The organism is Micromonospora antibiotica (assembly GCF_017599305.1).
Lineage (GTDB): Bacteria > Actinomycetota > Actinomycetes > Mycobacteriales > Micromonosporaceae > Micromonospora > Micromonospora antibiotica.
The window spans coordinates 286,301-313,207 of the sequence record NZ_JAGFWR010000005.1 but is presented as its reverse complement, the minus strand read 5'-3'; the positions used below and the strand labels follow the sequence as shown (position 1 = coordinate 313,207).

The window sequence follows — 26,907 nt, the reverse complement described above, 5'->3', positions numbered from 1 at the left end:
CAGACCATGACCAGCCCCGACGACCACCCCGACGGCCCGATGCACGCGCCGGGGTCGCTGCGCTGCCCCGAATGCGGGGAACCGGCCCGGACCGTGCCGCCGCGTGACTGGCCCCTCGACGGGTTCGCCTCGCGCCCGGCTACGTCCCACCGCGACGGCACCCCGCTATGCCCGGTGCCCGGCACGAACGGTTCGCAACCGGCGGACCCGATCGGCGTCCCGGCACGGCTGACCATGTGGCAGGCCGTACGGCAATCGTGGCTCATCCACCCTGACTGGACCGCCGCCGATCACCTCGGGTGGCTTGATGACGAGGGCTACGACACCGGCACCCTGACCGGCAACCCGGCCGAGGTGGTCGAGCGGTGGCTGGCCGAACACCGCCGTGCCGCCCCGGTGGCCTCACCCGCCGATGACCCTCGCGTCTATGTGGTTGCCGGGGGCGACATGGTGGCCGTGTTCGACTCGGCGGACGAGGCCGACGTCATGGCCGTGACGATGACTGCCGCGCACCTCGAACCGGTGAGCCGGTGTCTGACCGAGGCGGAATGGGAACAGGCACACGCCGTACTGCGGGCGCAGCTACCGCACGTCACCGTGACCGATGCCCGGCCCACCCGCGCGGACGGTGCCTCGTGACCGGCCCATCGGCTCCCGGCCCGGCCGCCGACGGGCCCGGCATCCCGCCCTCGCTGGCCGCGCGTCCTCATGACTCGCGACGCGGCCTGCCTATCCCACCGGTCAACATCCACCCCGACTCGACGGGCGGCGGGTCGCACGTGGACTTCACCACGATCAACACCACCGTCTCGACCCGCCTCGCGGTCGAACGGAGGTGCTCGCTGTGCGGTGAGCCGATGGGCTATTGGGTGGCGTTCCTCGGCGGCCCCCGGGCCGCTGAGCTGATGCGCTACGCGGACCCGCCGGGGCACCCCGAGTGTATGACCGCCGCCCTGTCGCTGTGCCCGCACATCGCGCTCGGTCGGCACGGCCGCGCCCGTGCCGACCGGCCCGGGGCGGGCATCATTCCGCCGGGGTCGCACGGTGACAAACCCGACCGGTACCTGTTGGGCGTCACCCGCACCTACCGAACCCGGTTCATCGCCGAACACGGGTTCACCGTGTACCTACCGGCCCCGTTCACAACCGTCCGCGCGTATCTGTACGGGCCGGACGGGCGGCTACGCCCGGCCACCGACACCCGGTAGGCCGCGCCCGGCGGCGGGCGTCAGATTCGCCGCAGAAACCTCCATCGACTCGAACCAATCGCCTTGATCGACACGTGGAGGTAGGAAACATTGATGTTGACGGCGCGGTCGGGGCCGGAATCCCCGGCCCGCCGCCCCACCCGAACACCACACGACCGGGAAGGGGTGCCACCGTGGCACACGAACTGGAAACCCTCGCCAACGGCCAGACGGCCTTCGCCTCCGCGCGGCTGACCGCCTGGCACCAGCTCGGCACCGTCACCGATGCCTGCATGACCGCGCAGGAGGTGATGAGTAAGGCGTGGCTCGGCGGTTGGGAGGTCCGCAAGATCGCCCTTCAGGGCATCGAGGTCACCGAGCGGGGGGTGACGAAGGTCGACTGCCCCGACAAGTACATGACCGTGCGCACCAACCCGGCCACTGGGCAGACCGAGTACCTCGGGGTGGTCGGCGAGGACTACTCGGTGGTGCAGAACGAGCAGGTCGCCGAGACCCTCAACCTTCTGGTCGACGCCTCCGGCGCGCACTTCGAGACCGCCGGCTCGATGCGGAAGGGCCGGTCGGTGTTCGTGACCATGAAGCTGCCGACGGCGATGCGGATTGCCGGGGTGGATGACATGGACCTGTACCTCGCGGCCACCACCTCCCACGACGGCACCGCCTCGTTGCGCCTGGACGCGACCCCGGTGCGGATCGTGTGCGCGAACACCCAGGCCCTCGCCTACCAGCGGTCGCGCAGCTCGTACACATTTCGGCACACGTCGAACGTGACCAGCAAGATCGCCGAGGCGCGGCAGGCCCTCGGGCTGATGTGGACGGCGTTCGACGCGTTCGAGGCCGAAGCCGAGAAGATGATCAACGAGTCGTTGACGATGGGCGAGTTCGAGAAGATCGTCGCGCAGGTGTGGCCCCTCGCCGACGACGCCTCTGACACGGCGCGCAACAACGCGAAGCAGCGCACCGCGACGCTGCGCTACCTCATCCGGGACGCGGACACGCAGAGGGCGATCAAGGGCACTCGGTGGGCCGGCTACCAGGCCATCACCGAGTACGTGGACCACTTCGCCCCCGCGAAGACCAACCTCGTTCGGGCGAGCCGGGCGCTGACCGGTGCCGGAGCGGACCTCAAGGCCCGCGCGTTCGAGCTGTTGGCGGTCTGAGGTGGGCCGGCATTGGGGCCGGCGCGGGAACACCCCGCCCGGCTCCGGTACCGGCGCGCACCCCGCCGCCGATACCGCCCCCACCCCGCCTGCCTCGACGCCCCCGCCTCCACCGGAGTCTCCCGTGACGACGCTGCCGACGCCGGAACACACCGCCGGGACCATGATCGCGCTGGCCAACCGGGTGTGCGCGAACTTCGCGGCGGCCGAGGTCGCCCGCGCGCTCGCCGAACACTCCACCAGTCAGGCCGAACACGCGACCCTCACCGCCCGCGCGGAGCACTGGGAAACCCTTGTCAACGAGCAGTGGAACGCGCTGTGCGCGGCGATCTGGGCGACGGCACCCGGCGGCGCACAGGTCGAGCGGTTCCTCCCGGTCCGGCCGCTGACCACCGGGTACGTCGAGCTGCGAGTCCACGACACCCACGCCCGCCGCCTCGTCGTCCTGCTCACCGGCGCACAGGCCCTCGCCGTGGGCGCGCACCTGACCGCGTACGGAGCGGTCAGCCTCGACCGCATCGGCCAGAAACTCGACCCCGGCCTGCCCCACGTGAAGGCCGCACCACCGTTCCCCACCGAAGGGACCACCTGGCCACCGGCCACCCCCGGCGGTGCCGACCGCCCACCGGCCGCCGCCCAACCCTGACCGCCGCGACGGGAGCCGCGCGACCCGGTCCCACCCCCGGGACGCGCGGCACCCCCCGGAGAACGGCTATCCCACCAGCACGCACCCCTGAACGGAGTCCTGATGTACCGGTCCCTGGAGTACGGCGACACCGCCCGGGTGATCAGCCCGGCCGACCCGGTCGAGTACCGCCTCGGCACCGTCACCGATGTCCGCTATTCCACCCCGCACACCACCTACGCCCGCCGCTACACCCTCCGCTTTCCCACCGGTGACGAGCGCACCTACCCGGCGGAGAACGTCAGGCGGGCCACCCGCGAGGACGACCGCGCCGCCCTGGAGGCCGCCCTCACCTCCGCGTGCGTGGCGGTGCGCGAGGCCTGCCGTATCGCCCGCGACTACGACGCCGACCTCAGCACCGGCACGGCGAGCCTGCTGCGACGCCTGGTCGACCTCGCGACCCTGCGCCTCGGCCTGACTCTCGGCCCCGCTCACCCCGCCCCGCCGCAGCCCACCCGCAACCAGGACGGAGGCGACCAGTAATGCCACCGCACTCCCCGCACCACGAGGAATCCGCCCGACTCCCCGAGGCGGTAGTAGTCAGCGCGAGTGTGGCGCCGGTCCCGGAGCCGTTCTACTGCCGCCGCTGCCGTCGCGCGCTTAACGTACGCCTCAACAACCGGGGTCTGATCGTCGAGTACCTGCACGCGGCCGAGCAGCGCGGCCAGTCCAGCGACCACCGCCCCGAGCCCGCACCCGTCACCGAGATCCCCGATCCGATCATCGACTGTGATTTCTGCTCCGCACCGGGGGCCGCCTGGATCTACCGGTGCGCCAACCAGATCACCGACGCCCGCCGAGTCACCGCACGGGTCTTCGCCGTAGGCGACTACCAGACTCGACACCACGCGGCACGGGTGCGCCGCACCGACACCGAGCACGCCTTCACCCAGGCGTGGGGCGAAGGCTGGTCGGCGTGCGACGGGTGCGCCGCCTTCATTGAGGCCCGGGACCTGTACGGGCTGATCGGGCGGGTGGTCGAGGCCCTGCCCGCGAAGCTCACCCGAGGCAAACACCTCATGCGCACCCGGGGCCAACTCCACGAACGGTATTCCGACGTGTTCGACACCCTCGTCCCCGGCCGAGGCCGGATCGTGCCCGGCCGCCCGCTCGGCATCTGGACCCATCCGACGGGGGAGGCACCATGACCACCGACACGGGGACGCCCGGGTGGCCCGTGCTCACCCACGCGAAGACCCGCCGCCGGGTCGGGCCGGTGTGCGGCGCAGAGCGCGTGCCGGTGGGCCGGATCACCGAGGACCCGCACCTTGTCACCTGCCCCGACTGTGAAGGGCTGGCCGACATCGACGCGCTCCCCGACGACGCCACCGCAGGTGACCCCCGTGTCATCGAGTTGCTGCGCGAGGCGAAGGGCGGCGCGTGCCGCAAGATCGACGGGGTGCTGGTGGACGCGACCACCGCCGCCGCGATCCTGACCGTGTACGACGCGCTCAAGCCCGCCACCCGCGCGAAACTGGCCGCGCTGCGCATCGACCGCATGGCGCAGGTGGCATGGAAGGTGCTACGCCCACCCACGTGACCGGGTGAGGAACGGTGACCGGCGGGCGGACCCGGAAGTGCGGGCACCGCCCGGCCGGTCACCTCGCCCGCTGCGGGGCCGCTGAGTACACGGCTTCCCACCGAGCCAGGAAGTACCCGACCCTCTGGCCCGAGCACCGCCATCTCGACCACGCGAGCGGTAGCCGCTGGCCGGAGAGGAAGATGAACGGCGTGGCACGACAGGTCATCGACGGACGGATCGCCCTCGACCGGGCCGGAGTCGCCGCGCACACCGGCGCGGCCTACTCCACCGTCATCCACTGGCGCAGCCACCGCGCCCGCTTCGGCTTCCCCGAAGGCTTCGCCCACGACGGCCGGGAGTGGTTCTGGCTCGACGACATCGAGGCGTTCCACGCCGCCCACCTGAGGGCGAAACGGGCGGAGCTGACGAGGGTCGACCGCCGCGGTGACCCGGAGGATCTCCTCGGCTCGGGCGCGGCGGCGAAGGTTCTCGGCTACGGCTCGTACCGCAACCTGCCCGACACCCTGCTCCACCATCCCGACCGGGTCGAGACGCTGCCCGACGGACGGGTCCGCCGCCTGTGGTTCCGCCGCACCGTCTGGGCTGTCGCCGATGCCCGCACCGGCCGGCAGTCCACCGGCCGGCCCCTCGGCGCGTCCGGTGCTCGCCAGCCGCACCCCTACGCCGACGACCCTCGCCTCCGGGCCGCCGTCACGCTCCTCGCCGAGGCCAATGCCGCCGGGCAGGACCGGCGTGGGCTCGGCGTGATCCTTGCTCAACAACTCGGCATCACCCCGCGCACCGCGCAACGACTCCTCGCCGCTGCCGCCGACGCGACCGGCGCTGCACCCGCGTAGGGGTCACGCGGACCCGCAGAACACGTCGCCCGGTCCGCCAGCGCGGACCGGGCGACGTGTCCTGTGTGCTGCTTCAGTCTTCGTCGTCGTCCGCGACGGTCCGAGGCGTCGGCGCCTCGATCAGGTAGCGCAGCGCGCCGTTGACGTCGGTGTCTCGACTGGCGGCAGTACGCGCCAACACGTCGTACACGTCAGCGTCGACCTCAACGGTGCGGCGCGTGGGTGGATGGTCGGTCATCTCTGGTGCCTCCTGACGTTGTTCGGCATGCTGCCCGACCGGGCAGCCGTGCCCATCCACGTCGACCTCCACGCCCCGATCAAGACCGCCGGTCAGGGCGAACCGGGGCCGGGGACAGCGGCCTCTGCGCGCGAGGCGACGAGGTGAGGCTCACCAGCGGTGGACAGCGGACGGGAACCGACGGCCGGAGAGGTCTTCGGCCGGATGGCGGCGAGAAGTTCCGACACCCCGCTGTTGCGGAGGGAATGGCCGTTGCGGCGTAACCGGCGCGCGAGGGCATCGCGGCTGACCGTGTGGCCTTCGCGGATCAGCTCGTCGCGGGCAGTGCGGGCGGCGGGCAGCAGCGGCACGAGATCCGCAGACAGGCCCACGTCATCGTCCGCGTCGATCTCCTTAGCGGAGACTTCGTCCGCAGGCGGCTCACTGTCCCGATCACTCTGGAGCCGGGGGCCCTGCAAGCTGTGGATGGCCGGGCGCTGCTCGGGGACGGGTATGACCTCCGGGCGCGACCGGTCGCCGTCGTCATGGCGTTCGAGTGCGGGATTCGGATGGGGTGGTGCGGTGTTATCGGGAACCGGCGGCTGCGCTGTCGCTGTGGGCGCGGCGGGCGGGGGCGTCGCTGTGGCGGGTGCCGGTCGGGGGTTCTCGGATTCGCGGCGGCGGGCGGAGAGTTCCACCAGGGAAACCGAGGCGACGATGATGAGCCCGTCGACGGAGAGCGGCAGGAGGTAGGGCACGGTGCCGGTTTCGCCGTAGCGGGCGACGACTCCGACCATGTGGTGGTAGCTGATCCAGGCCGCGATGGCGGCGATGGTCGAGGCGGCGATGACCCGGATCGCGCCCAGCGCCCGCTGGTGCACGGGGATGCGGGTGACCAGCTCGACGGTGATCAGCAGGGCCAGAGGTGGCCATGCCGCGATGGCCTGGGCAATCGGGTCTGCCTGCGCATGCAGGATGTTCGCGGTGACCGACGCGGCCACCCCCAGGGCCAGCGTGGCCCGCACCGCCCACTGCATCCGACGGAGCCGGGTCTCGGTCATGACGCCCTCCCCACCCGGGAAGCGGCGGGCAGAAGCTGGCGTTCGGCGACACGGCGGGTAGCCTGCGACGGTTCGGCGTCGACCAGATCGGCGAGGCGTTCCTCCAGACGGCGCAGGGTGCGCCGGACGGCGTCGGGGCGTTGCTGCCGGCCGTGGATCCGCATGATCCGCTGGTACAGCTCCTCATTGACCGGGTCGAGGTCGGTGGCACGTTCGAGGGCGGCCACCGCGCGGTCAGGATGGTCGGGTTCGAGGAACTCGGCGATGCGGGCGTAGGCGGTGAGGATCTGGTGGCGGTAGATGGTGGCGTAGTCGACGGCCCACGGGTGGTCGTGGCCTTCGGCGAAGTCACCCGCATACAGGTCGGTCGCGCGGCGTAGCGCGGCGAGCGCCTCGTCGTCGTTGTCGGTGGTGGTGGCGTGGTTGATGGCGGTGAGCATGTGCCAGAGGTCCACGGTGACGGTCTGCGGGTCGAGGTGATAGCGACCGGTGGCGGGGTCGAAGACGATGAACATGTGCTCCTCGTGGCCGCTCGCGGTACGCAGGACGCGGCGGGCGGTGGTGATGTCGGTCCGGACGCGCTTGACGGCGGAGGCCGGGTCCACGTCGGGGTGCAGGTCGGCGGTGAGCTGGTAGAGAGTGCGGCCGGCGGGGTGGGCGGCGAGGACGGCGAGGACGGCGTAGGAGCCGTTGCGCATCCCGGTGGTCACCGGGCCAGCGGCGGTGGTGACGGTGACCGGGCCGAGGACCCGAAGGTGCACCAGGGCTGTCGGGTTCTCCGGCGGAACCGGGCAGGGCTCGACGGTCGGCACGGTCGGTGTGGCGGCGGCGGCCGGATCGTCGAACTCGACACCGGGCTCCGGGCGGGCCTGGGCGTCAGTGAGCATGGCCAGAACGGCGGCCAGGTCCTCCGCGCTCAGGGTGGACACCCGACTCAGGGGGTGCGGGCGGTCGCTGCGGGTGATGCCGTCGCGGGTGATCTCGACCGTGGGAAGGCCGTCGTGAAGGCCGAGGACGATCGGGTGGAGATCCAGGGCGCTGCGGTGAGCGGCGATGGCCTGCACGCGGCCCGCGTACCGAGTGGCCGGTTCAATGAGCAGGACGTACGGCGGCGGGGTCTCGGCATGGTCGCTGCGGGCGTTCACGTCGGCGATGGTGGTGGTGTCGAAGGTGTCCAGCAGTCGTCGTCGGCTGATCATCTCCTCCTCGGCGTGAGTGACAGCGGCGTCGGTGTCGGCGAGGACGATCAGGCGCTCTCCGTCGTATGCGGTGCCGTCGGGATCCAACCCCACCACCGGGACGTCTGCAGGCAGAAGCTGCCCCAGTAGGTCGGTGGTCGTGACGACGACCGGGCGAGTGGAAGCGGTGTCGGCCGCGCCGGTGGTCAGCACGGCGGCGAGGACCGCGCGGGCCGCCGGAACGGCCCCTTCACCGTGCAAGGCGAGGCCGTGGCCGGGGAGGCGGAACAGGCTCACCTCGGTGCCGTTGCCGTGGACTCCGATGGGAGCCGGCATGGTGGGGTGAGCGGGCTGTTGGTCGTTGCTGGTGAGGCCGAGGTGGCGGCAACCGATCGCATCGGCGTGCGCCAGAGGCGGCGGCACCGGGGCAGAGTGCGGCGCGGTGCATGCGGCTGCGGTGAAGGTCAGCCGGGCGAGGCGGCGTCGTTGAAGGCGAAGCAGCGTGGCTACGGCGGCGATGGCGGCGGCCAGACCGAGACTGATCCAGCCTTGCGCCGGCAGCACGATGCCTGTCTCGTCGTACGGCTCGGTGTGGGGTCGCTCGGGTTGCGGGGCCGATGTCGTGGCGCCGGTCGTCTCTGCTGGTGTGCTCGGCGTAGTGGTGTGCGGCGTCGAGTGCTGCGGGGCTGGCGACGTGTGAGGGGTGGATGGGGCAGAGGGCGTCGTCTCTGCTTCGGGTGCGGCGGGGCCGGAGTTGCCGGCGGCAGGAGGCTCGGGACGAGGTGGAACGGGTGCTGATGTGGCCTGGTGGGAGGGGAGGGTGAGTTTCCATCCGACGTGGATCGTGTCGGGGTTGGTAAGCGCGTGGCCGTTGGCTTGGCGATGTCCTCGGTTAAGGGTGTAGATCTCCCGCCAACGGGTCGCATCACCGAGATGCTCGGCAGCCAGGTCCCACAGGGTGTCTCCGGCAACGACCCGAACCTTCTCGCCCGAGGCGTGAGGTGGGGGATGGGCGCTGGTGCGGTTGAGGACCGGCGGGGAAGCGTGACGTGCGGATCCCGTCGTCGGCGGCGGCGAGGCGGCGGTCGCTGTTGTCGAGGTGGCAGTGGCTCCCTGGCGGGGAGGTACAGGTTCGGCTGGCGGCGGTTGGGCTGGGGCATCGCGGATCGGGGTGGCCCTGTCGGCCGGGGGTGGATCGGTATCGGCTGCGGTGTGGTCGTGCGCGACGGCGGGAAGGGCAGCAGCGGTCGTGACGGCGGTAGTACCCAGCAGCGCCGCCGCGAGCGCCTGCAGAGGGCCGGGTAGGTGCAGGGTGAGATGCCATCGCAGGCGAGCGGTGAGGTACTGGTGTGCGTGGTCGGCGACGGCGGCCACGAGTAGCACCCACAGCGCCCAAGCTCCGGCGTATCCCAACATGGCGATGAAGCCGGCGGTCAGCGGTTGGTGCACCCACGCCCGGAGCCGGTCCGTGGGAAGCACGGGGACGGTGAGCCAGCCGACCTGGTAGAGCAGCGCTGGCGGTGCCAACGCGAGGACTGCGGTGACGGCGTGTACGGCTGCTGCCGAGACCCGTTTCGCCATGGCCTGTCTCCCTCCGGCGTTGCCGCGGTTGGTGAGACAGACCGTAAGAGCGCGATGGGCGAGACGGCGGGTTGAGGACCTTACAACACCTCACACTTCCTTACACGACCTCACAACCGCAGGTCACAGGGCTACCGGAGTAGCTGGTCGCCCCCCCGGGGTTGAGGATGTCGAGGGCGTCCTAGTCGAGGACCATCGTTGGGCCTGAGCAGGTCGCACGTCCGACCTCAAGTCGCAGGGTCTGGTCGGGTCCGTGCAGGGGGCAGGGCACGTACGTGCGCAAGGCTCGGCCTATTCGCGTCATGGCAATGGATCAAGATCGACGGGCACGATGAGCCGAGAACCATGCGGGCTGCGCAGTCGTTGCGGGTGAGAGATGCCAGGCGGTTGGTGTCGTCGTGCTGGCTCTGGTTGGCTCGAAGCTTGCGGTGATCTGTTGCCGAATAGCTTGTACTAGATCAAGCGCGCTACGCGCGCGCGGTAACCGGCTCCTGCGGAGCCGCCGCCCTGCTCGCCTTCGGCGGCGGGGCGGAAAGTCAGCCGGCCCGAAGCCCAGGCCCGCCCCGCGCGTCACCCACTGGTTCCGTGAAGGGAACCGATCACGAGTCCACGCTGACCAAGAGCAGGACGACAACCCCGATCCTCCCGGCGGTCTTCCACCACGTGACGTCTCACCTTGGACCGGTCGACGGCCGGCCGGGACGAAGTTACCCGATTGGATTCCGTCAGGCGCTCACGGGTCCGAGGTAGGGAAGGAATGAGGGCGGGGAAGTGGGCGGTGGGATGCCCATCCCGGCAGCCACTGGCCCGGGCAGAGAGCCGAGCAGGTCAGGGCTGGGGCGACAAGGTCGTTCGTACGGTAGGGCGCTCCACCTTGTCACCCTGGCCCCGACCTACTCCACGATGTGTGGGCTGGCGGCAGACGGGAAGGCAGGGCAATGGCGAAGGCTACGCTCGCTGGTGCTGCTGTGGCTTCTGCGGAAGTGCTGGATCTTGCACTATCGGAGTCGCGATTCGGTACCCAACTATTTCAGCAGGAGACGAGATTTCGTACAGCCTCGCGAGCCTTCTGGAAAAGATCTCTACGGCTGGCTGGTAGCCCTTGGTTGATAGCTAGCTGCAACGCCTCTGCAACAAACTCCAGAAGGGGCTGCAGTAGGTCAGTATTGCTGAGGCCAGGAGGGATGTTCCACTCACGCTCAAACACAATTCTGTGATAGTCGGCTACCCCAACCGCAACATATCGCGGCTCTTTGCATCGGAAAATGATGCCGTCGAGAATTCCGGGACCTTCATCCTCTTCGACAATTACGTCTTCTTCTGGGCTGAGGGGTACGTACAGCCAGAGAGAGATGTCTCCTGTATATCCGATCACGCGCCAAAAAAGATGATTCTGGCCATTCGTGCGAAAGATGCCGAGTGTTGGAACGCCGTTGTGGCGGTCAAAAATCTCGACTTCCTCCAGTGAGGTAATGGGCGCCCAAGCCAAGTTTCCCACGTCCGGCAAAACGGATCTACTCATTAGAGACACCTCCTGTCTCCCCAGTGAAGCACTTATCGAAGCTGGTCGCCATACTGTCGTCCCACTCGGCAGGCCCATGTGTCCCATCAGGTGGATAGGCTGAGACATGAAGGGAGTTGCCTCGCGTCGGCGTATGCTCTACACGGAACCTAGCTGCTCGAAGGGCCCCAACGGTCGTGTATCGGGCGATTGCCCAGGGTGGGGCTGTTTTGGTCACCAGCAAGGCGGCAGCTAGAGGAGTCTGGCGGCCAATGACCAGCGACATCTCGTTCTCGCCGATTTCCATCCGCAGGGCGTTGCGGTAGCCGACGCCATCCTCCCCAAACTGGGTGAGCTCAACGTCATCGTTCAGATGCAAGGGCTGGGCTTTGTTGGTTCTCTGGCCGGGCAATCTCGGTCCGCCTTCGGTAGCCGCGCCGTCGAGGGAAGCAGAAGTTACCAAGGGTGTACGGGGAGTAGTGTAAAGAATCCGACAGTGCCCGTATCCTTTTCGGTCGAGGCTCGTTGAAGGCAATCAAATTATCGGTTATACGTTTTTAACTATCTAATGCGGATAAAATGCCGCATTTGGTTATACGGGCGATTTTGGAGCGGAAACTTGCATGAGTTGCTTCATTCGTCGCCTAATCCTTTGTTGAGGAAATGGCAAGCGAGGGCAGCCAAACTACCGCTGTAGAGGGGGCGGCTAGTTGGGGGTTCGGAACATCTCGGTCGTGCGTCGCCGATGCGCTAGCGCAATTGCTATCGCTTCTCTGCGATATCCATCCTCGATCGAGATCAGCTGGATTGGGTGCAGGATCTCGCCTCAGATTGACCTCCTGTCGCGACCTAGCGCTGACAGTCATATGGCCCTCAATGGTGGCTGCGCAAGTGCCTGACAGAGAAGGGCGCGGACTCCAGCGGGTCGCAAGACGAGAACTGTAAGCACCTTGGAGGTAGCCGGCCGTAGCGAGCCCGCCAGCCGACGGCTCGATGATGCTACCCGCATATACGTACAGGCGCAGCGGTTTCGACTACTGATCCTCTCGGAGGCGGTATGCCGATCGAGCACGTCGAAGGGTCTGCTGGTGGCGGTGCTGCAGCTTAGCGGCTGCTTGAGTGCAGCCGAGGTCGGTGAGGGCACCGTCGGCGAGCCTGTGTAGGTCGGTGTTGTACGGGTCGACGCCGATGCCATCCTGCAGTAACTGCAGGGCGCGGTGTGGGTCGGACTCCTTGGCAGCGAGGGCGGCGCATAGGTCGATCACTCGGCGGCGGGTTGCTTCGCGGTGGGGGTCGAGCCATGGCCAGGTGCGGGTGGTGGCGAGGTCGGCGGGGTAGGCGTCGAGGACGGCCTGCCAGGCTGCCGTGGTGTGGGCGAGGGTGGCGGCGGTTTGGTGGATGGTGGTGTGGAGCTGCCACAGGTCGACGTCGATGTGTGCGGGGTTGAGGCGGTAGCGGTCATCGGAGTGGTCGATGACGGGTAGGTCGCTTGCTGTTCGGATGGTGCTGCGGAGGTCGCTGAGGGCGGTGTAGAGGCGGCCGGTGAGGGAGTGACGGGGCAGTCCTGGCCAGATGGCGTCGGTGAGTTGTGCGGTGTCGGCCCCGCTGGGGTGGATGGCCAGGTAGACGAGGACTTGGAGGCTGGCGCTGCGGCGGATGGTCAGGGGCTCGCCGTCGATGAGCAGTTGCGGGTCACCCAGGACGCGCAGGTGAAGCCGTTGCCGGGATGCGGTGGACAGGCGCGTAGGTTCGTGCCGGGCAACCTGTCGTGACAGTGGCAGCTCTGGTGATCCCGCGTAGGGGAGTGGTGGGCGTCCACTGTCGGGATGGGCGGGTGCCGGGCCGGGACTGGCGATGACGGTGAGCAGGTCGGTGGTCGCCGTCCAGTCCAGGATGCATAGCCGTGGGCCAGGCATGTCGGGGTGGTGTGGGTCGCGCAGATAGCCGGTGGAGTCGGCGTGCCAGCTTGGCCCGTCCGGCTGTTCTCCCAGAACGACGACGAGAGCAGCAGCGGCGGTGCCTGTCTCGGCGAGGTGCTTCAACTGCTGCTCGCTGCCGTCGTGGTCGTTCAGCAGCACCATCTTTCGATGGCCGTGTCCACTCGACGTCTCGCCCGGACGCTGGCCAGGGATGGCTTCACCGGCGACGGGGTTGGCGGGCTGGAGTAGCTGTGCTGCTTCGTCAACGGTGTCGACGATCGTCAGTGGCAGGCGTTGACCGAGCGTCTCCGCAGCCGGTCCGAGAAGGATGGCCAGCGTTGCCTTCGTGACGATCAACGACGTAGAGCTGCGGCGTTGTCCAGCCAGGATGGCGGTGACCAGCAGTCCTCGCCCGACGGGCAGCGTGCCAGGTCCGGTGAGGCCCACCCCGCCGGCAGGCAGGGCTTCGAAGGGGGCCGCGCTTTCGTTCGACGGCGGCGTGGAGGGGGTGTCGGCGAGGGCGGCTTGGACGGCGGTGACGGTGGGCGGTAGTGGGGTGAGGTCGGTGTCGTCGGGGTGGGTGGGGTGGGGTTGGTAGTCGCGGCGGCGGCGTAGCCAGACCAGTGCTGCGGCGGCGGTGACCTGTTCGGCGACGTCCCGGGGCAGCCAACCGCCGGTAACCGTGACCCCGTCCTCGCGTACGGCCTGGTCGCGATGGTCGTCCGGGGCGGTCTCGTCGTGGAATGTGGCGGTGCCTGTTGCTACAGGCTGTGGCGGTTCCGGCGGGGTGGTGGTGACGGTGTTGGTAGCGACGCCGAAGACGGCCGCACCAGCCATTCCACTGGCCGTCGCCTGTAACGGTGTGGGAAGGGGCATCCGCCGTAGCCACGCCGTGGTCGCGCGGAGGCGGATGATGACCCGGACGGCAACGGTGTAGGCGACAAGCAGCCAGACCAGCCACGCGCCGATGGCGAGTCCGGCGGTGAGCGTCTCCTCGGTCAACGGCTGCTGCAACCAGGCCCGCAACTGCTCCGAGGTCGGCCACCCGCGAAGGGGCGGGCCGATAAAGGTCAGGAGCACCGCCGGTGGGCCGACCAGGAACGCCAGGACGAACAGCAGCGACATCAATTGTCGTGGCCAGCGCATGTCACCCGCCTCGACCCGGTGGGCTGAGGGCGGTGGGGCCGGTGGTGGGGTGGATGAGGCGGGTCCATACGCGTGCTGCCCACCAGACGGTGATCGCTATGGCGTAGCTGACGCCGAGGATGCCGGTGGCGGGGCCTGTGACGATCGCCGCGCTGATCAACGCTACTGGGATGGCGAGCACGATGCGGAACATCAGGGGTGTTACGAGGGCCATGACGGTGCCGATGCCGAGGAGGAGTCCGCCGATGCGGGCGGTGAGGTCGAGCCATACCACCAGGTGCGGCCATCGGTCGGCGGTGCGTCCGTACTGGATGAGTCCCATGCCCACGGCGGCGGTGACGACCGAGCCGGTCGGTGTGGCCAGGAGCGTGGACCAGCCGCCGGAGGGTGTACGCCATTGTCGGGCGGCGATCATCGCCATGACCACGGCGAGGGCGGCGGTGGGGGCGATCGGCCAGAGCGCCCAGGTGAGGAACCCGCGCAGGGGTAGGCCGAAGTATTGGCTGATGACGACTGCGTAGAGGGCGGCGATGGCGACGCCGAGGGAGACTCCGGCGAGAATGCCGATGCTGACTTTCCCGCCTTCGGTGTGTAGTTCGGGGGTGGGGCTGCGGGCGGCGATCAACGAGCCGAGGATGGTGCCCGCCGCGATGCAGGCCACCAGGGCGAACACCGCCGCCATCGTCAACTCGCCCAGGTTGAACAGGACGTAGTAGTACGCGCTCAGGGTGTTGTTGCGTTCGGCGGTCAGAAGGGCCTGCCACAGCAGTGCCAGGGAGGCGAGGCCGGGCACCGCGATGGCGACGGCCCGCCGGATCGGCGGCACCGTCACCTCCACCGCACCCACCCCGACTGCGGGAGCGCTCACCTCGGCGGCGCCCCGCGCCGCGACGAGTTGAGGCTCTGCCACCAGCACCGGACTGGTTCCCGTGTGCTCGGCGATGGCGGTGTCTAGGCGCGGAAGGTGAGCACTGCCGCCGACGCAGTAGATTGCCGCGAGGTCGCCGGGGGTCAGTTCGGCGGCGGCGATGCACTGCTGGGTCAACTCCGCGACCCGCCGTACGACCGGTTGGGCGGCGGCGTCGAGCATGGCGCGGTCCGCGATGACCGGGTGGTGGCCGGCGACCGGCACGGTGACCGCCGGGTGCGAGCCCAGGGTTTCCTTCGCGACCCGGACGCTTTCCGCCATCACCCATTGGCCCATCCCGCCAGTAGGCACCTCCCGGCCGTTGAGTACAGCAGCGGTCAATGCCAGGTCGACGGCAGCACCACCGGCCGTAGGGTCGGCGAGGGTGGCGAGGACCTCGAACCCTGCCGGGCCTCGGCGCAGCACCGTCACCTCGACGCCCGCGCCGACATCACATACGACGATGAAGGATCCGGCCGTCAGCCGTGCACCTGTGGCTACCAGGTGCTCCGCGACGGCCACCGGAGCCTCCACCAGGCGCGGCTGCCCGAGACCTGCCCGGTGCGCGACCTGCCGCATCCAGGTACGCCGACGTGGCCCCCACCCGGCTGGAACCACCAACCGCACATCCCGTACCGGCTCACCGACAACACCTTCGGCCTCCGCAGCAGCCCGCCGCAAAGGTGCCGCTGCCAGCTCCACCGCCTCTGCCTCAGCGCTGTCGACGACCGACTCGCCATCGCCGGTACGGCGGGGGTTCGGTACGAACCGGTGCGGCTGCGTCTCGGCGGCCTGCCACGCCTGCCGGCCCGTCCATACCTGCCCACCCTCGGCCAGGAACAGGCCGCTGGGCAGGTAGGGCAGACCATCGAACGGCAACACCGACGCACCACCGTCAGCCCACGCCAGCACGGCTACGGTGCTCGCGCTACCGCAGTCGATCGACAGCCGTGCTCCCCCCGCCCCCACGCAGGTAGTCAAACATGAATGCCCATTCAAGTCACCTCCTGATCACTCAGGAGAATCGAAGCAGTCCAGGCCAGGGGCACCTCCTAGCGATCGTGGTGCTTTTGGCGGGCATCCGCTGCTCCTCCTGGTTGGGGCTTACGGTTGGCGGGTTGCGGTAGCGGGTTGAGCCGGTGACACCTGTTGCTTGCAACCGAGCGTTCCGGACGAACGGTGCATGGCGGCGCTCGGGCTGGGGAGAGCTGCTGCCGATGAGGCTGGCGCCCCCGGTCGCCCAGTGCCCCTCACAGCCGGACCGGCTCCGGTGTCAACGGGCCATCGGGCGGAACTCCCGCCGGATCGGGAGTGTGCCCGTTGATCACGCCGTCCGGTCGGGCACCGTTGAGAACTCGGCCCGTTCGGGGAGGGCTCTGGTAACCAGCTCGATCACGAGGAGCCGCCGCTTACCACAGGGGCATCAGGGGCATGCTCCAAGTTCGGCTATCGGTCGCGGAGGCTCGGTGGAACACGGCCATCACGAGGGCCGATCACGGTCTGCGCCCTGGATTTGGAGGTTTGCTGCTGCCAGCCCGCCCCGGCGAGGGTGTTGCCGGGGCGGGCCGGGCCGCAGGCGTTTACGCCGTGCTGGTCCAGCGCAGCGATGGGGTGGTTGCCGAGGGGGTGTTGTCGGCGGGGGTGGTGCGCGGCGGGACTTTGCCGGTGGCGATCACTCGGTGGATCCAGCCCGCGTAGTAGGGCAGGGAGGTGTAGACGGTTGCGCCCGTTCCGCAGATGGGTGCGGTCTCGCGGCTTGCGCCGCCGATGACGGCCCACGTGCGTGGGGTGAGCCGTTGGAGGGCGGGGCTGCCGCTGTCGCCGTAGCAGGCACCGTCGGTGCCGTTCACGTTCGCGATGCAGATCTCACCGGCGGTGATGCCCGCTGCCGCGCACGCCGTCTTGCCCGTGACGGTGGTGTCCAGCTCCTGGAGGGTGACCGGGAGCGGTCCTTCGCCCGATGCCTTGGTCGATCCCCAGCCGAGGATGCGGGTGACCGCCCCTCGCCCGGTGACGCGAGGGGCGATGGTGAAGGGCTTGAGGTTGACCCGGTTGTTCAGGCGGAGCACGGCCACGTCTGCGACCCGGTCGGTTCCGGTGCCCCAGTCCCACTCGGCGTGTGGGAGGACCCGTTCGATGCCGACGACCACGCCGCCGTTGGTCCGATCGGCTGAGCCGATCCGGACTTGCAACAGCGTTGGGTCGACGGTGCCGGAGTCGGGTTCGGTCACACAGTGTGCGTTGGTGACGACGTGACGGCGGTCGACGAGGGTCGCACCGCACAGATGCCCGAACACTCCGTTGCGGTTGTACTGCAACGTCGCCATGCCCGGGTAGTCCTCGGTGGCGTCGTGTCCACCGACGACGGACGGCGTGACCTCCGAGGGCGCGGGCTGCTGATCGAGCGGTGCTGCCGAGGCCGGCATGGCGCTGGCCAGCAGGCCGAGCACGGCCGCGCCGGTGGCGATCGGCCGGTACAGGGTGATCTTCATGGGTTCCTTTCTCGTCCTCTCCGGCACCGTGCCGGAGGGATCGCCGCGACGAACGCGGCGAGACTGAGGGGTACCGGGGCGCGCATCACCGCGAGGTGGTGTCGACGGCTTCCCGGTGCCGGGTTCAACGCTGTGTTGTGGGTGACCCGTTGGCCGGTGCGGTGCGGCTGCGTTCGAGGTAGAGCCGGTAGTCGAACAGGCCGGGCCGGGGGCATGGTTTGCCTCGGGCTGGGCAGGCGTTGAAGGTTTCCTGGAAGGCGAGGAGTTCCCCGCTCGTGGGGTGGATGATCAGGCGCTTGGTGGATCCGTCGCGGTTGAGGCTCACGGCGATCCCGGTGCGACCGGCGATGTCGGCGGCGGTGGTGTCGATCGTGATGCCGGGCAGGTCGGCCAGGATCAGCAGGATGACTTGGCGCTGTCGGTGGCCGAGGTAGTGCTCGTTGTTCAGACTCACCACGCCGGTGATGACCGAGCCGGGGCCGTTCTCGGGCGGGGATATGGTGCCGAGTTGCTGTTGGAGGCCGGCACGATCGCCGGGAATCGGCTCGGAGCCGGGGCGCGCGAGGCCGCCGCGTGCGTATGTCTCGTCGGACACCATGGGTGCCGCCGCGAGGGCGTCCCGGTCGCTGCCGTCCGGTAGCCGGGTGAGATTTCCTCGGTCGGGTAATCGGCGCTCGATGACCCGGCCGGACCCGTCCGGCTGGCTCCAGCGACGGATGTCCCACCGGCTGACGAGCGTCGTCGCTCGGGACCACGACTGAATGTGCAGGTAGGTGTGCGGGCCGGGCTCGGCGTCGGCCGCGACCGGTGTGATCGCGTCGGCCAGGAGGCGCAGCCGCTCCTGCGCCGTCCGCGGTTCGTTCGTCGGTGTCGAAGAGGCAGGCGGCTGCACGGCCACGTCGGCGGATGGCGTGGAAGTGCGGACGGGGGCGCAGGCGGTGGGCACGGTGACGGCGAGAACGAGAGCGAAGACCAGGGCGCGGGTGGGCCGCTGCCACCCGGCGGCGGTTCGGACCTTGGTCATGGTCAGTGCCTCCTGTCGCGGAGGTCGTCGGGAACGGCCAGTTCAGGTGATGCGGACCCGGCGCTCTCCGTGGTGGCGGCCGGGTTGCCGCTGCGGGTGAGCGGCCAGAGCCGGGGTCCGCTGGGCAGGTGCAGGGGCAGGCCGGCGCGGTAGCCGTGGCCGCTCAGGAAGTCCCGGGTCGCCTCCGTCGTCACGACCGTGTCGTAGGGGTCGTCGAGGTGGTCGGCCCGGTGGTGGTGCCGGTCGAGCAGACGCCCGCCGATGCCCTGTCGCCGTCGGGTGGGGGTGACGTGGAGCCAGGACAGCCAGTGGTGCGGCGCGTCGGATCGGTAGCTGCCGACGAGTGCGTGCAGTTGCCGGAAGCGGGGCAGCGCGCGGCCGGCGAAGACGCCCAGGTGGTGTTCGGACAGGACGGCGGTGTCGGGGACGGGGTGGCGGTGCCACACCGCCACTGCGGTCAGGTCGAGGGGGACGTCGACGTGGCCCCATTCGACGGCGTGGTCGATCTCCATGGCCAGCAGGCCGTGGAAGACCGTCTGCCGTTCGGCGGGGTCGGGCACCAGCCATTCGGCGACGGGGTCGTCGGTGACGGCGTCGACGAGCAGGGCGGTGATCGTGGGCACGTCGCCGGGTTGCGCGGGTCGGATCTCGGCCATCGGGTTCACCGGGTCGGCCGTCGGGGCTGCGGGGCGGGTGGGAACGGCGACCGGCCGGTGGGGGTTTGTCGGCCGCGCCACATCCGCCAGATCGGTAGGCCGTCGGTGGGCAGGATCAGCGGTGGGCCGGCGGTGTAGCCGAGCCGACGGTAGAGCTGCCGGTTGCGGGTGTTGCTGGCCTCCAGGTACGCGGGAAGGCCCAGCTTGTCGAGGTGCCGGTGGTGCTCGTGGAGCAGGGCGGCCCCGATGCCCCGGTTCTGCTGCTCCGGGTCGACCGCGAGGTACGCGAGGTAGTGGTGCGGCTCGTCGGGGTGGAAGGCGTCGAACATGGCCTCCATCAGGGTGAACTTCGGCGCGTAGGGGCCGGTGGCGTGTTCCAGCGCCTTTTGGCGTTCCCGGGTGTGGCTCTGGGGTGGGTCGAGCCGGGGGTACCAGATCGCTACGGCGGACAGGTCGGCGGTGGTGTCGACGTGGCCGTGCGCCAGGCCGTGCTGGAACGCGTCTCTGAAGTAGCGGTAGAAGACCACGCGCCGGTCGGCGGGGTCGGGGATCAGCCAGTCGGCGACGGGTCCGTCGTGGAAGGCCTCGGCGAGGACGGCGATCAGCGGCCCCGCGTTCTCGGGTGTCGCTCGACGTACGGCGACGGTGTGGGTGTCGGGCATGGTGTCTCCCTCGCGGGGTCAGGCCGGTTGGCGGATCGGGTCGTTGCGCAGGGGCAGGGTGTGGCTGTCCGCGCCCAAGCCGATGGCGGCGTAGACGGGCGGGTTCGTGGTGCGCAGGGTCAGCGCCCAGACCGCGCCGAGCAGCGCGGCGGCGGCGTAGGCCGCGGGGAAGAGCCAGCGCAGCGGGGAGTGCGGGTCGACGCCGAGCAGGGTGTCGAACTCGCGGAGGGTGACGGCGAGGATCGCGGCGAGCGCCAGCGTGGCGGTCAGCGGCGCGACCGTGCCCCGCCAGTGGCCCTCGTGGTGGCTGGTCCGGGCGAAGTAGCCGACGACGGCGGCGGAGGTGACGGTCATCAGGATCAGGACGCCGAGCCCGCCGGTGACGGTGACCCAGAAGAACAGGTGCACGATCGGGTCGGCGTCGGCTGCCGCGTAGCCGACGAGGACGGCGAGTGCGAGGCCGCTCTGGGTCATCGAGCCGACCTTCGGCGCGCCGGTGCGCCGGCTGGTGCGGCCGAACGGGGCGGGGACGACTCGTTCCCGGCCGAGGGCGAACAGGTACCGGGCCACGGTGTGGTGGAAGCTGAGCAGCGCGGCGAACAGGCTGGTGATGAAGAGGACCCGGCCGATGGTCACGACGCTCGCGCCGAGGTGCGGGGAGACCAGGTGGAAGATGAGGTCCGTGCCGTCGGCGCGGGCGGCATCGACGATCCGGTCGGGGCCGGTGGCGACCGACATCGCCCACGCGGACAGGCCGTAGAGCAGGCCGGTGACCGCGACGGCGAGGTACGTGGCGCGGGCGACGGTGCGGCGCGGGTCCTTCGTCTCCTCGGAGAACACGACCGTGCCCTCGAAGCCCACGAACCCGGTGATCGCGGTGACCAGCGCCGCGCCGATCCCGGCGGCGAGGACGTGCGTCGGGGCGAGGGTGTCGACGGTGACGGTCCCGCCGGCGGGGTGGGTGACCATGACGGCGTCGAAGACGACCACCACCGCACACTCGGCGATCAGCATGACGGCCAGGACCGCGCCGTTGAGGTCGATGCGCAGCACCCCGAGGACCGCCACCGCCGCCCAGGCGGCCAGGGCACACAGCCACCAGGTGACGCCCCACCCGTACCGGTCGTGGAGGAACTGGGCGAGGACCGCGCCGAAGCCGCCGTACAGGCCGATCTGCATGGCGTTGTACGCCAGTAGCGCGACGGCTGCGGCGGCGACGCCGGCCGGGCGGCCGAGTCCCCGGGTGACGTAGGTTAGGTGTAGAACGCTCCGGCGTTGACGATGTGTCGGGACATCGCCACGTAGCCGACCGCGAAGAGCGCGAGCACGGCGGCGACCACGAGGTACGCCACCGGGATGCCGGTGACACCGGTGACGGCGTACCCGGTGGTCGCGCCTCCGGCGACGACGGTCAGCGGCGCGGCGGCGGCGATCACGAAGAACACGACGGCGGGGATGCCGAGTCGACCGCGTGCCAGGGTCGCGGAGATGGTGTCGGGTGAGGTGGGGGACATGGGCTCTCTTCCATACGGGTGGGTTGGGGATGGGCGGGGGAGGTCGGGGCGGGCTAGGCGGTGGGGTGGGGCGGGAACACGGCGGCGGGTGCGATGCGGCCAGGATGCGAGTCACGGAGGCGTAGGCGAGCCCGGCGCGGGTGGACGGAGAACGGGAGCGGGCATGGCGGGACTCCCCGGGGGCGATGAGGAACAGGCGACGGGATGGCGGGCAGGGGGTTCGGCCGGTGGGCTAGGTTCCGCCGCCGGTGAGGACCGTTGCGTCGATGAACAGCCTGAGCAGCGGCCGGAGCAGGCGAACCAGCGTGGCCGTGGATTCCGCCACGAACGGCCTGGTGAGGAGGGCGGCGCACGCGGCGAGGTCCGCGGCGACGGCGGCTGCTACCAGCACACCGACGATGACGCCCACCTGTCCCGGCGGCCGGCGGTCTCGACCGGTGGAGGCCCGAGGTGGGCGTGGTTCTCCGTTGGTCATGGAACGTCTCTTGAGATCGATGAGGTGCTGCCGGCTATCGGCGGCAGGCGATGCTTCGCGCACCCTCAGGAGGTGCGGTGGCTCAGCACGGCTGCGCCGACGGCGGCGCCGAGTTCGCCGAGCAGTTCCGGCCAGGGCGGCCAGAGCTGCCTGACCAGGCGGGCCAGGTAGTCACGGGCGAGCCAGGAGGCTCCGTCGAGCAGCGCCATGTCCAGTTGGGTGCGTAGGACCAGGCCGGCGAGGAGGACGTCGTGCTCGAAGAGGTCGCTGCGGTTGCGGAGCTGTTGGGACAGCCGGGCCCAGGGCCAGGCGGCGGTGTTGATGTCCGTCGGTACGTAGACGGTGCGCCGTCGCCACCTCGGGCCGGTCGTCTGCTCCCGGAGCAGACCGGCCTGGGTCATACGCTGGGCGACCTGTTCCTCGGCGGTGGTGGCGAGGTACGACAGCCACTGCCGTACGGGGGTGTTCTGCGGCTCGGTGAGCATCCGGTCGAGGATCTTGTGTTGCAGCCAGTCCGCCGGGGTGGGGCCGTCGCGCCAGACGTGGACCGCGCCGTGGGAGAAGCTGATTCGGCCGGCGTAGTGCAGCTCCATGAGCAGTCCGGCTGCCAGCCCGAGGGAGATCGCGGCGTGGAACAGGCGGGGCTGCCCGGTCTGATCGTGGTGGGCGAGGAAGTAGAAGTCGTTGGCGATCAGTGGCGGCTGACGGTGTGCGGTGGCGACCGCGCGGGCCGGCCGGTGGGCGGGGGCGGGTGCGTGGTGGGCGGGCCGAGTGTGCTCGTCGCCGTCGGCGGGGGAGGTGGTCACCGCTGCTGGCCTTCCTGGGTCGGGTCGTCGGAGGGGTCGAGGAGGCCGTGACGTTGGAGGAGGCCACGGCCGATCGGGTGGTCGCGCAGCTCCGCGACGGCCCAGCGGTGCTGCGCGCATCCGTTGTCGCGGCACTCGAAGCAGGTGCGGCCGAGGTGGCCCAGGACCGTCCTGCGGGCTGAGTCGTACCGTGCGCCGGGGTGGTCGCTCTCGTGGGTGCCGGTCATCGTGTGGGGCCGTAACGACGCAGCGCGGTGATGCGGACCCGTAGTTCCAGGCAGGGCGGGTGCTGCTCCACGTGCGTGTACTCGCACTGTGGACGGTGGCCGAGGACCCACATCCACTCGTCACTGAGATGTGCGAGGTCGGTGCGTAGCCGTACCAGGACGACATCGACGTGGACTCCGGGTGTGAGGCTGCGGCCGAAGGACCAGTCGTCGCCGTCGAGTTGCAGCAGGGTGCCGGGGTCGACCCGGGGTGGGGGATGGTTGCTGCCGTTCATGCGCGTGGCCACCAACGCCAGCGGCGTCGCTTCGGGCGGTTGGGAGTCTGCGTCGGGAGGCTGAGGCTGGCCCAGAATCGGCGGTTGTCGCGTGCCACGTCCTGGGCCGTGGCCTCTGCGGTTCGGCTCCAACCGCCCCGGTGACCGTAGAGCGTGGCCGCGCCCTCCCGATCGATACCGAACGGCCGGTACGACTGCCCCTCCCGAGGAACGAACCACTTGATACGGGTCAATGCCATCACCTCCCTGTGTGAGATTCGCGTCCGAGCACTCCCTGGTGCGGGGTGCGGACCCTGACCGATGGGCGCAGAGACCGCCCCGCGCGGGGACGGGGGCCGGTCCTGCGCCGGCTCACGGGCGGGCTTGTGCCCGCAGGTACTCCGTCACCCGGGCGGCCGACGTTCTGGCCTGCTCGATGAGGGTGCGCAGCGGCGAGTAGCTCGGGTTCCTCAGAGCACGTGCGCTGTCGGCCTGGTCGAGACCGGCCAGCAGGACACCGACGTTGTCGAGCGCACGATTCACGCGTTCCATCTCCCGCGCGAAGTCCCCAGCTTCGAGACTGGCCGGCGTAGCCTGCCTGCCCTCATCGCTCATGTCTGCTCCCTGGCGATCATCAACCAACGTGGGTAACGTTGGAATCATACCAACCATTGCAGTGTGATGGGGCACAGTCAAGGCCATCCCGCTAGATTGGTTGGGACGAAATAAGGGAGGGTGAGAGCGTGGCGCAGCCGAAGTGCCGCCAGATCGCAGACGAGCTCCGGGAACGCATCGTCTCCGGAGCGCTGCGCGTGGGCGACCGGCTTCCGACCGAGCCTCAGCTTCAGGAGCAGTACGGCGTATCGCGCAACACCGTCCGCGACGCCACCGCGCTACTCGTGCACGAAGGGCTGGTCGAGAGCGTGCCGGGCCGCAGCGGCGGCATGCTGGTCCGTGAGAAGGTCACGCTGACCTTCCACGCCCACCGTGCGGAGATGCCGGGCCCGACGGCCGAGACTGATGCGTGGCGCTCGGAAGTAGAGCAGCAGGGATACGAGGCGACGCAGGAGTTTCGGCTGACCATCGAGGTTCTGCCAGGGGAACTTGCCGAACGGCTGAAGGTGGAACCGGAGTCTGCTGCGGTACTGCGCCGCTGCGTCCGGTTCGTCAACGGGCAGCCATCGTCCGTGCAGGACACCTACTACCCCATGGACCTGGCCGAGAAGGTGCCGGAGCTGCTGTCGCCGAGGGATATCCCACAAGGGACCACCAGGTTGCTCGCCGAGCGCGGATACAAGCAGGTCGCGTACTACGACGAGTACGTCTCGCGCATGCCGACGCCGGAGGAGGCGACGCTGCTGCGGTTGCAGCCCGGCACGCCGGTGCTGCACTACATCCGCACCGGGTACACCGAGGAGCGGCCGGTGCGGGTGTCCGTGACCCCGTTCGCTGGCGACCGAAACCGGATCGTCAGCACTCACGGCGATGCCAGCATCATCGCTCGATTCCGGCCGGAGGAAGAGCCCAGATGATCATCACGCCTGCGCGACTGAGCGATGTCGACGTCATCATGAGCTGGCGACGCGAGCGCGCCATCTGGCTCGCAGCGAGGGGCGAGGAGCAGTGGTCCATACCCCTACCGCGCTCCGCCGTCGCGTCGACCGTCTCCGCCGGGCAGACATGGATGGTCTGGGACGGTAACGATCCGATCGCTACGATCACCCTGACCGCGTACGTCGACGTCGACGGCTTGTGGAAACCTGACCGGGATCCCGAGGCGCTGTGGTATCCGGAGGACGACCCGGCCGACGCGCTGTATGCGGCGAAGATGATGATCCCGCTGCGGTATGCCGGCGAGGGGCTGGGTGGCGAGATGCTGGACTGGGCTGGCGGCCGGGCGTACGAGGCCGGGCTGACGTGGCTGCGGTTGGACGCCTGGACGACCAACTCTCGGCTGCACGACTACTACCGCAGGCAGGACTTCCAGCACATCCGCACCGTTGAGTCCCGGGTATCGGGTGCCTGCTTCCAGCGGCCGGCGCAGCCGTACGTCAGCGGCAGACTCAAGACCGAGGGAGCCTGAGCAGCGGGTCACGCCCACCGCACGATCAGTTCGGCGGGCCTCCAGGACGTGCGCCTGCCCACCCCGTAGCCTGCCGCCATGTCCATCACCCTCCCATTCCGGTGGATCGCTGACCGGCCAGCACCAACCGCAACGGTGGTGCAGGTCTACGGCTGGTTGTTCGATGACCACGGGCGAGTGCTCGTGCAGGACACCCCGGACGGCCACAACCTCCCCGGCGGAAGCCCCGAGCTGGTCGACGCCGACCCGGCCGCCACCCTGCATCGGGAAGCTGCCGAGGAGTCCCAGGTGCGCCTGACTGACCCGGTGCTCCTCGGCCATGAGCTGGCCGACGGTCACGCGTACCTGCGGATGGCAGCGCGGATCGTTGGATTCGACGCGCGCCGTCCGGACCCGGATGGCGGCCGGCTGCTCGGGCGACGACTGGTTCCGGTGGTCGACGTTCCTCCCCTGCTCGGGTGGGGCGACTCGGGAGCCGAGCAGGCGGCTGCCGCGGCCCGGGTCGCAGCGACCAGGTGGGGTCTGCCTGTTGGGTCGCCGACGGCACCGGCGGCCGTGATCGACTAGCGGACAGCCCACGGCGCGACCTCACCCAGGAACCGGCCCACCGCAGCATCGTGGTTGAAGCGGGAGTTCAGCGCGTTCTGGCCTGCCTGGCGCATCCGATCCCGCTGCTTCGGGGTGGTGGCCAGCGCCCGATCGATCGCGGCTGCCAGGGCGTCAGGGCGGTTCGGTTCGCTGGTGAACCCGGTGACCCCGTCCGTCACCTGTTCGGCCAGGCCGCCGGCGGTGGTGGTCACGATCGGCGCGGCACCGGCCGCGAACGCTTCCAGGGGGATGCGGCCGAACGGCTCCTGTCGCGACGGCACCACCACCGCCCTCAAGCCGGGATGCGCTAGTAGGGTGCGCAACCGGGTGTCGAACCGGGTGTAGAGAGTGACCTCGGGTTCCAGGTCGGCGATCCGCCTGGCGAGGTGCCGCTGGTGGTCGTTGGTCGAGTCGCCGTCGGTCACCGCCGCGAGCACCAGGTGCGGGAGACGGCCGCCGGGATGATCGCTACGCAGTAGGGCCAGTGCGTCGAGAAGGTCGTCGAAGCCCTTGTAGGGCTCCGCTCGGCCCAGCGATAGCAGGAAGTCGGCTCTGGCGGTGGCGGGTATCAGGTCGTCAGCTGGGGGCAGTGGGCGGCGCTCGTCGACGGTGAGCCCGTCGGGAAGGTCGACCATCGCTGTGGCCGGCACCGCCAGGGAGTCGTTCAGGTGCCTTCGCATGTGTTCGGAGATCACCCCGATCCGGGTACCACCGGCGATGGCCGCCGCCACGCCGCGATGCTCGTAGTCGATGCGATCGGTGTTGCCGGGGTCATGCTGGAGGGCACTCGATCGGGGCACGTACGTCAGGCATGGCAGGTACGGCGCGGGTAGGTGTAGCGCGAGGCCAGCGAAGGGCACGTCGAACGCGACGATCGCCGGGGGTGCGCCGGTCGGCGGGGCGATCTCCGGCAGGATCCGGCCGGCTTTGGCGGCGAGGTGCTGGAATGCGGCCAGCCCACCGAAGCGGGTGACGCCGCCGGAGCCGTTGTGCAGGGGCGCGACGTGCGCGCCGATGCTGCTGAGCGTGTGCGCGATGTCGGCCGCCCACGCCGTGTCGTACTCGGTGCTGGTGGGGTTCAGGTAGACCGGGGCGACCACCAGTTGCACGTCCGGGGCGAGATGCCGGATCACTGCGCGTAGGAATGCCCGGTTGGCGTACCCGGCTCCGGTGCCTGCTCCGTA

At 69.9% G+C, this 26,907-nt stretch carries 27 protein-coding genes and 1 pseudogene; 11 read left to right on the top strand and 17 right to left on the bottom strand.

Annotation, left to right across the window (positions count from 1 at the left end; genetic code table 11):
* The first annotated feature begins 6 nt into the window (after positions 1–6).
* From JQN83_RS13160 to JQN83_RS13125, 8 genes are all read left to right on the top strand, one after another.
* Entirely contained in the window at positions 7–639 is a 633-nt protein-coding gene (locus JQN83_RS13160; RefSeq protein ID WP_244252312.1) for a hypothetical protein, read from the top strand.
* Entirely contained in the window at positions 636–1,208 is a 573-nt protein-coding gene (locus JQN83_RS33050; RefSeq protein ID WP_307799222.1) for a hypothetical protein, read from the top strand. Before JQN83_RS13160 ends, JQN83_RS33050 begins: the two co-directional genes overlap by 4 nt.
* Before the next feature lie 173 nt (positions 1,209–1,381).
* Entirely contained in the window at positions 1,382–2,368 is a 987-nt protein-coding gene (locus JQN83_RS13150) for a DUF932 domain-containing protein (RefSeq protein ID WP_208567393.1), read from the top strand.
* A 124-nt stretch (positions 2,369–2,492) separates the two neighbouring features.
* Positions 2,493–3,014, top strand: a complete 522-nt coding sequence (locus tag JQN83_RS13145) for a hypothetical protein (RefSeq protein ID WP_307799221.1) — start codon at positions 2,493–2,495, stop codon at positions 3,012–3,014.
* A gap of 102 nt (positions 3,015–3,116) precedes the next feature.
* On the top strand, positions 3,117–3,536 hold the full coding sequence (locus tag JQN83_RS13140) for a hypothetical protein (RefSeq protein ID WP_208567392.1): 420 nt from the start codon (positions 3,117–3,119) through the stop codon (positions 3,534–3,536).
* Positions 3,536–4,201 (top strand): hypothetical protein, encoded by a 666-nt coding sequence (locus tag JQN83_RS13135; RefSeq protein WP_208567391.1) that lies wholly within the window; start codon positions 3,536–3,538, stop codon positions 4,199–4,201. Before JQN83_RS13140 ends, JQN83_RS13135 begins: the two co-directional genes overlap by 1 nt.
* Positions 4,198–4,593: a hypothetical protein gene (locus JQN83_RS13130; protein WP_208567390.1), complete on the top strand. Its 396-nt coding sequence runs from the start codon at positions 4,198–4,200 to the stop codon at positions 4,591–4,593. The genes JQN83_RS13135 and JQN83_RS13130 overlap by 4 nt, the downstream gene beginning before the upstream one ends.
* A 182-nt stretch (positions 4,594–4,775) precedes the next feature.
* Positions 4,776–5,432, top strand: coding sequence for a hypothetical protein (locus JQN83_RS13125; RefSeq protein ID WP_208567389.1), 657 nt, complete (start codon positions 4,776–4,778; stop codon positions 5,430–5,432).
* Positions 5,433–5,505: 73 nt separating this feature from the next.
* Here the strand turns inward: JQN83_RS13125 and JQN83_RS13120 are convergent, their stop codons facing one another.
* The 16 genes and pseudogenes from JQN83_RS13120 to JQN83_RS13045 form a co-directional block, all read right to left on the bottom strand.
* Positions 5,506–5,742 carry a hypothetical protein gene (locus JQN83_RS13120; protein WP_208567470.1) on the bottom strand — a complete coding sequence of 79 codons (237 nt, stop codon included), beginning with the start codon at positions 5,740–5,742 and terminating at the stop codon, positions 5,506–5,508.
* A gap of 20 nt (positions 5,743–5,762) precedes the next feature.
* Positions 5,763–6,710: a DUF2637 domain-containing protein gene (locus tag JQN83_RS13115; protein ID WP_208567388.1), complete on the bottom strand. Its 948-nt coding sequence runs from the start codon at positions 6,708–6,710 to the stop codon at positions 5,763–5,765.
* Complete coding sequence (locus JQN83_RS13110) at positions 6,707–9,469, bottom strand: AfsR/SARP family transcriptional regulator (RefSeq protein WP_208567387.1); 2,763 nt, start codon at positions 9,467–9,469, stop codon at positions 6,707–6,709. Before JQN83_RS13110 ends, JQN83_RS13115 begins: the two co-directional genes overlap by 4 nt.
* 1,030 nt (positions 9,470–10,499) lie before the next feature.
* Entirely contained in the window at positions 10,500–10,991 is a 492-nt protein-coding gene (locus JQN83_RS13105) for a hypothetical protein (RefSeq protein ID WP_208567386.1), read from the bottom strand.
* A 1,013-nt stretch (positions 10,992–12,004) separates the two neighbouring features.
* Complete coding sequence (locus JQN83_RS13100) at positions 12,005–14,014, bottom strand: AfsR/SARP family transcriptional regulator (protein WP_244252311.1); 2,010 nt, start codon at positions 14,012–14,014, stop codon at positions 12,005–12,007.
* A gap of 22 nt (positions 14,015–14,036) precedes the next feature.
* Positions 14,037–15,824, bottom strand: a complete 1,788-nt coding sequence (locus JQN83_RS13095; protein ID WP_307799220.1) for an Hsp70 family protein — start codon at positions 15,822–15,824, stop codon at positions 14,037–14,039.
* A 698-nt stretch (positions 15,825–16,522) separates the two neighbouring features.
* A complete protein-coding gene (locus tag JQN83_RS13090; RefSeq protein WP_208567384.1) occupies positions 16,523–17,434 on the bottom strand; it encodes a S1 family peptidase in 912 nt (303 codons plus the stop codon).
* A 124-nt stretch (positions 17,435–17,558) separates the two neighbouring features.
* Entirely contained in the window at positions 17,559–18,332 is a 774-nt protein-coding gene (locus tag JQN83_RS13085; RefSeq protein WP_208567383.1) for a hypothetical protein, read from the bottom strand.
* A gap of 128 nt (positions 18,333–18,460) precedes the next feature.
* Positions 18,461–19,114 (bottom strand): GNAT family N-acetyltransferase, encoded by a 654-nt coding sequence (locus JQN83_RS13080; protein ID WP_208567382.1) that lies wholly within the window; start codon positions 19,112–19,114, stop codon positions 18,461–18,463.
* A 5-nt stretch (positions 19,115–19,119) separates the two neighbouring features.
* Positions 19,120–19,776, bottom strand: a complete 657-nt coding sequence (locus JQN83_RS13075) for a GNAT family N-acetyltransferase (protein ID WP_208567381.1) — start codon at positions 19,774–19,776, stop codon at positions 19,120–19,122.
* 18 nt (positions 19,777–19,794) lie between these two features.
* Positions 19,795–21,290: pseudogene (locus tag JQN83_RS13070) on the bottom strand (APC family permease).
* Between the two features lie 232 nt (positions 21,291–21,522).
* Positions 21,523–21,699 carry a hypothetical protein gene (locus JQN83_RS13065; protein WP_208567380.1) on the bottom strand — a complete coding sequence of 59 codons (177 nt, stop codon included), beginning with the start codon at positions 21,697–21,699 and terminating at the stop codon, positions 21,523–21,525.
* A gap of 131 nt (positions 21,700–21,830) precedes the next feature.
* Entirely contained in the window at positions 21,831–22,571 is a 741-nt protein-coding gene (locus JQN83_RS13060; RefSeq protein ID WP_208567469.1) for a GOLPH3/VPS74 family protein, read from the bottom strand.
* Positions 22,568–22,798, bottom strand: coding sequence for a hypothetical protein (locus tag JQN83_RS13055; protein ID WP_208567379.1), 231 nt, complete (start codon positions 22,796–22,798; stop codon positions 22,568–22,570). The genes JQN83_RS13060 and JQN83_RS13055 overlap by 4 nt, the downstream gene beginning before the upstream one ends.
* Positions 22,795–23,073 (bottom strand): hypothetical protein, encoded by a 279-nt coding sequence (locus JQN83_RS13050; RefSeq protein ID WP_208567378.1) that lies wholly within the window; start codon positions 23,071–23,073, stop codon positions 22,795–22,797. Before JQN83_RS13050 ends, JQN83_RS13055 begins: the two co-directional genes overlap by 4 nt.
* A 351-nt stretch (positions 23,074–23,424) precedes the next feature.
* Positions 23,425–23,667, bottom strand: coding sequence for a hypothetical protein (locus JQN83_RS13045; protein WP_208567377.1), 243 nt, complete (start codon positions 23,665–23,667; stop codon positions 23,425–23,427).
* A 128-nt stretch (positions 23,668–23,795) separates the two neighbouring features.
* On the opposite strand from JQN83_RS13045, the gene JQN83_RS13040 reads away from it, so the two are divergent.
* From JQN83_RS13040 to JQN83_RS13030, 3 genes are all read left to right on the top strand, one after another.
* The gene (locus JQN83_RS13040) at positions 23,796–24,584 is read left to right on the top strand and encodes a GntR family transcriptional regulator (protein ID WP_208567376.1); all 789 of its coding nucleotides are present in this window, start codon (positions 23,796–23,798) and stop codon (positions 24,582–24,584) included.
* Positions 24,581–25,135: a GNAT family N-acetyltransferase gene (locus tag JQN83_RS13035; RefSeq protein WP_208567375.1), complete on the top strand. Its 555-nt coding sequence runs from the start codon at positions 24,581–24,583 to the stop codon at positions 25,133–25,135. The genes JQN83_RS13040 and JQN83_RS13035 overlap by 4 nt, the downstream gene beginning before the upstream one ends.
* A 78-nt stretch (positions 25,136–25,213) precedes the next feature.
* Positions 25,214–25,702: an NUDIX hydrolase gene (locus JQN83_RS13030; RefSeq protein WP_208567374.1), complete on the top strand. Its 489-nt coding sequence runs from the start codon at positions 25,214–25,216 to the stop codon at positions 25,700–25,702.
* Here JQN83_RS13030 and JQN83_RS34100 read toward each other — a convergent pair.
* Positions 25,699–26,856 (bottom strand): glycosyltransferase family 4 protein, encoded by a 1,158-nt coding sequence (locus tag JQN83_RS34100; protein WP_208567373.1) that lies wholly within the window; start codon positions 26,854–26,856, stop codon positions 25,699–25,701. The two genes, JQN83_RS13030 and JQN83_RS34100, sit on opposite strands and share 4 nt — an antisense overlap.
* Between the last annotated feature and the right edge of the window lie 51 nt (positions 26,857–26,907).

Coding starts and splice junctions, on each gene's coding strand:
- JQN83_RS13160 (WP_244252312.1), top strand. CDS start 7: ATGACCAGCCCCGACGACCACCCCGACGGCCCGATGCACGCGCCGGGG.
- JQN83_RS13140 (WP_208567392.1), top strand. CDS start 3,117: ATGTACCGGTCCCTGGAGTACGGCGACACCGCCCGGGTGATCAGCCCG.
- JQN83_RS13135 (WP_208567391.1), top strand. CDS start 3,536: ATGCCACCGCACTCCCCGCACCACGAGGAATCCGCCCGACTCCCCGAG.
- JQN83_RS13130 (WP_208567390.1), top strand. CDS start 4,198: ATGACCACCGACACGGGGACGCCCGGGTGGCCCGTGCTCACCCACGCG.
- JQN83_RS13125 (WP_208567389.1), top strand. CDS start 4,776: ATGAACGGCGTGGCACGACAGGTCATCGACGGACGGATCGCCCTCGAC.
- JQN83_RS13115 (WP_208567388.1), bottom strand. CDS start 6,710: ATGACCGAGACCCGGCTCCGTCGGATGCAGTGGGCGGTGCGGGCCACG.
- JQN83_RS13110 (WP_208567387.1), bottom strand. CDS start 9,469: ATGGCGAAACGGGTCTCGGCAGCAGCCGTACACGCCGTCACCGCAGTC.
- JQN83_RS13105 (WP_208567386.1), bottom strand. CDS start 10,991: ATGAGTAGATCCGTTTTGCCGGACGTGGGAAACTTGGCTTGGGCGCCC.
- JQN83_RS13100 (WP_244252311.1), bottom strand. CDS start 14,014: ATGTCGCTGCTGTTCGTCCTGGCGTTCCTGGTCGGCCCACCGGCGGTG.
- JQN83_RS13090 (WP_208567384.1), bottom strand. CDS start 17,434: ATGAAGATCACCCTGTACCGGCCGATCGCCACCGGCGCGGCCGTGCTC.
- JQN83_RS13080 (WP_208567382.1), bottom strand. CDS start 19,114: ATGGCCGAGATCCGACCCGCGCAACCCGGCGACGTGCCCACGATCACC.
- JQN83_RS13075 (WP_208567381.1), bottom strand. CDS start 19,776: ATGCCCGACACCCACACCGTCGCCGTACGTCGAGCGACACCCGAGAAC.
- JQN83_RS13055 (WP_208567379.1), bottom strand. CDS start 22,798: ATGACCGGCACCCACGAGAGCGACCACCCCGGCGCACGGTACGACTCA.
- JQN83_RS13050 (WP_208567378.1), bottom strand. CDS start 23,073: ATGAACGGCAGCAACCATCCCCCACCCCGGGTCGACCCCGGCACCCTG.
- JQN83_RS13045 (WP_208567377.1), bottom strand. CDS start 23,667: ATGAGCGATGAGGGCAGGCAGGCTACGCCGGCCAGTCTCGAAGCTGGG.
- JQN83_RS13035 (WP_208567375.1), top strand. CDS start 24,581: ATGATCATCACGCCTGCGCGACTGAGCGATGTCGACGTCATCATGAGC.
- JQN83_RS13030 (WP_208567374.1), top strand. CDS start 25,214: ATGTCCATCACCCTCCCATTCCGGTGGATCGCTGACCGGCCAGCACCA.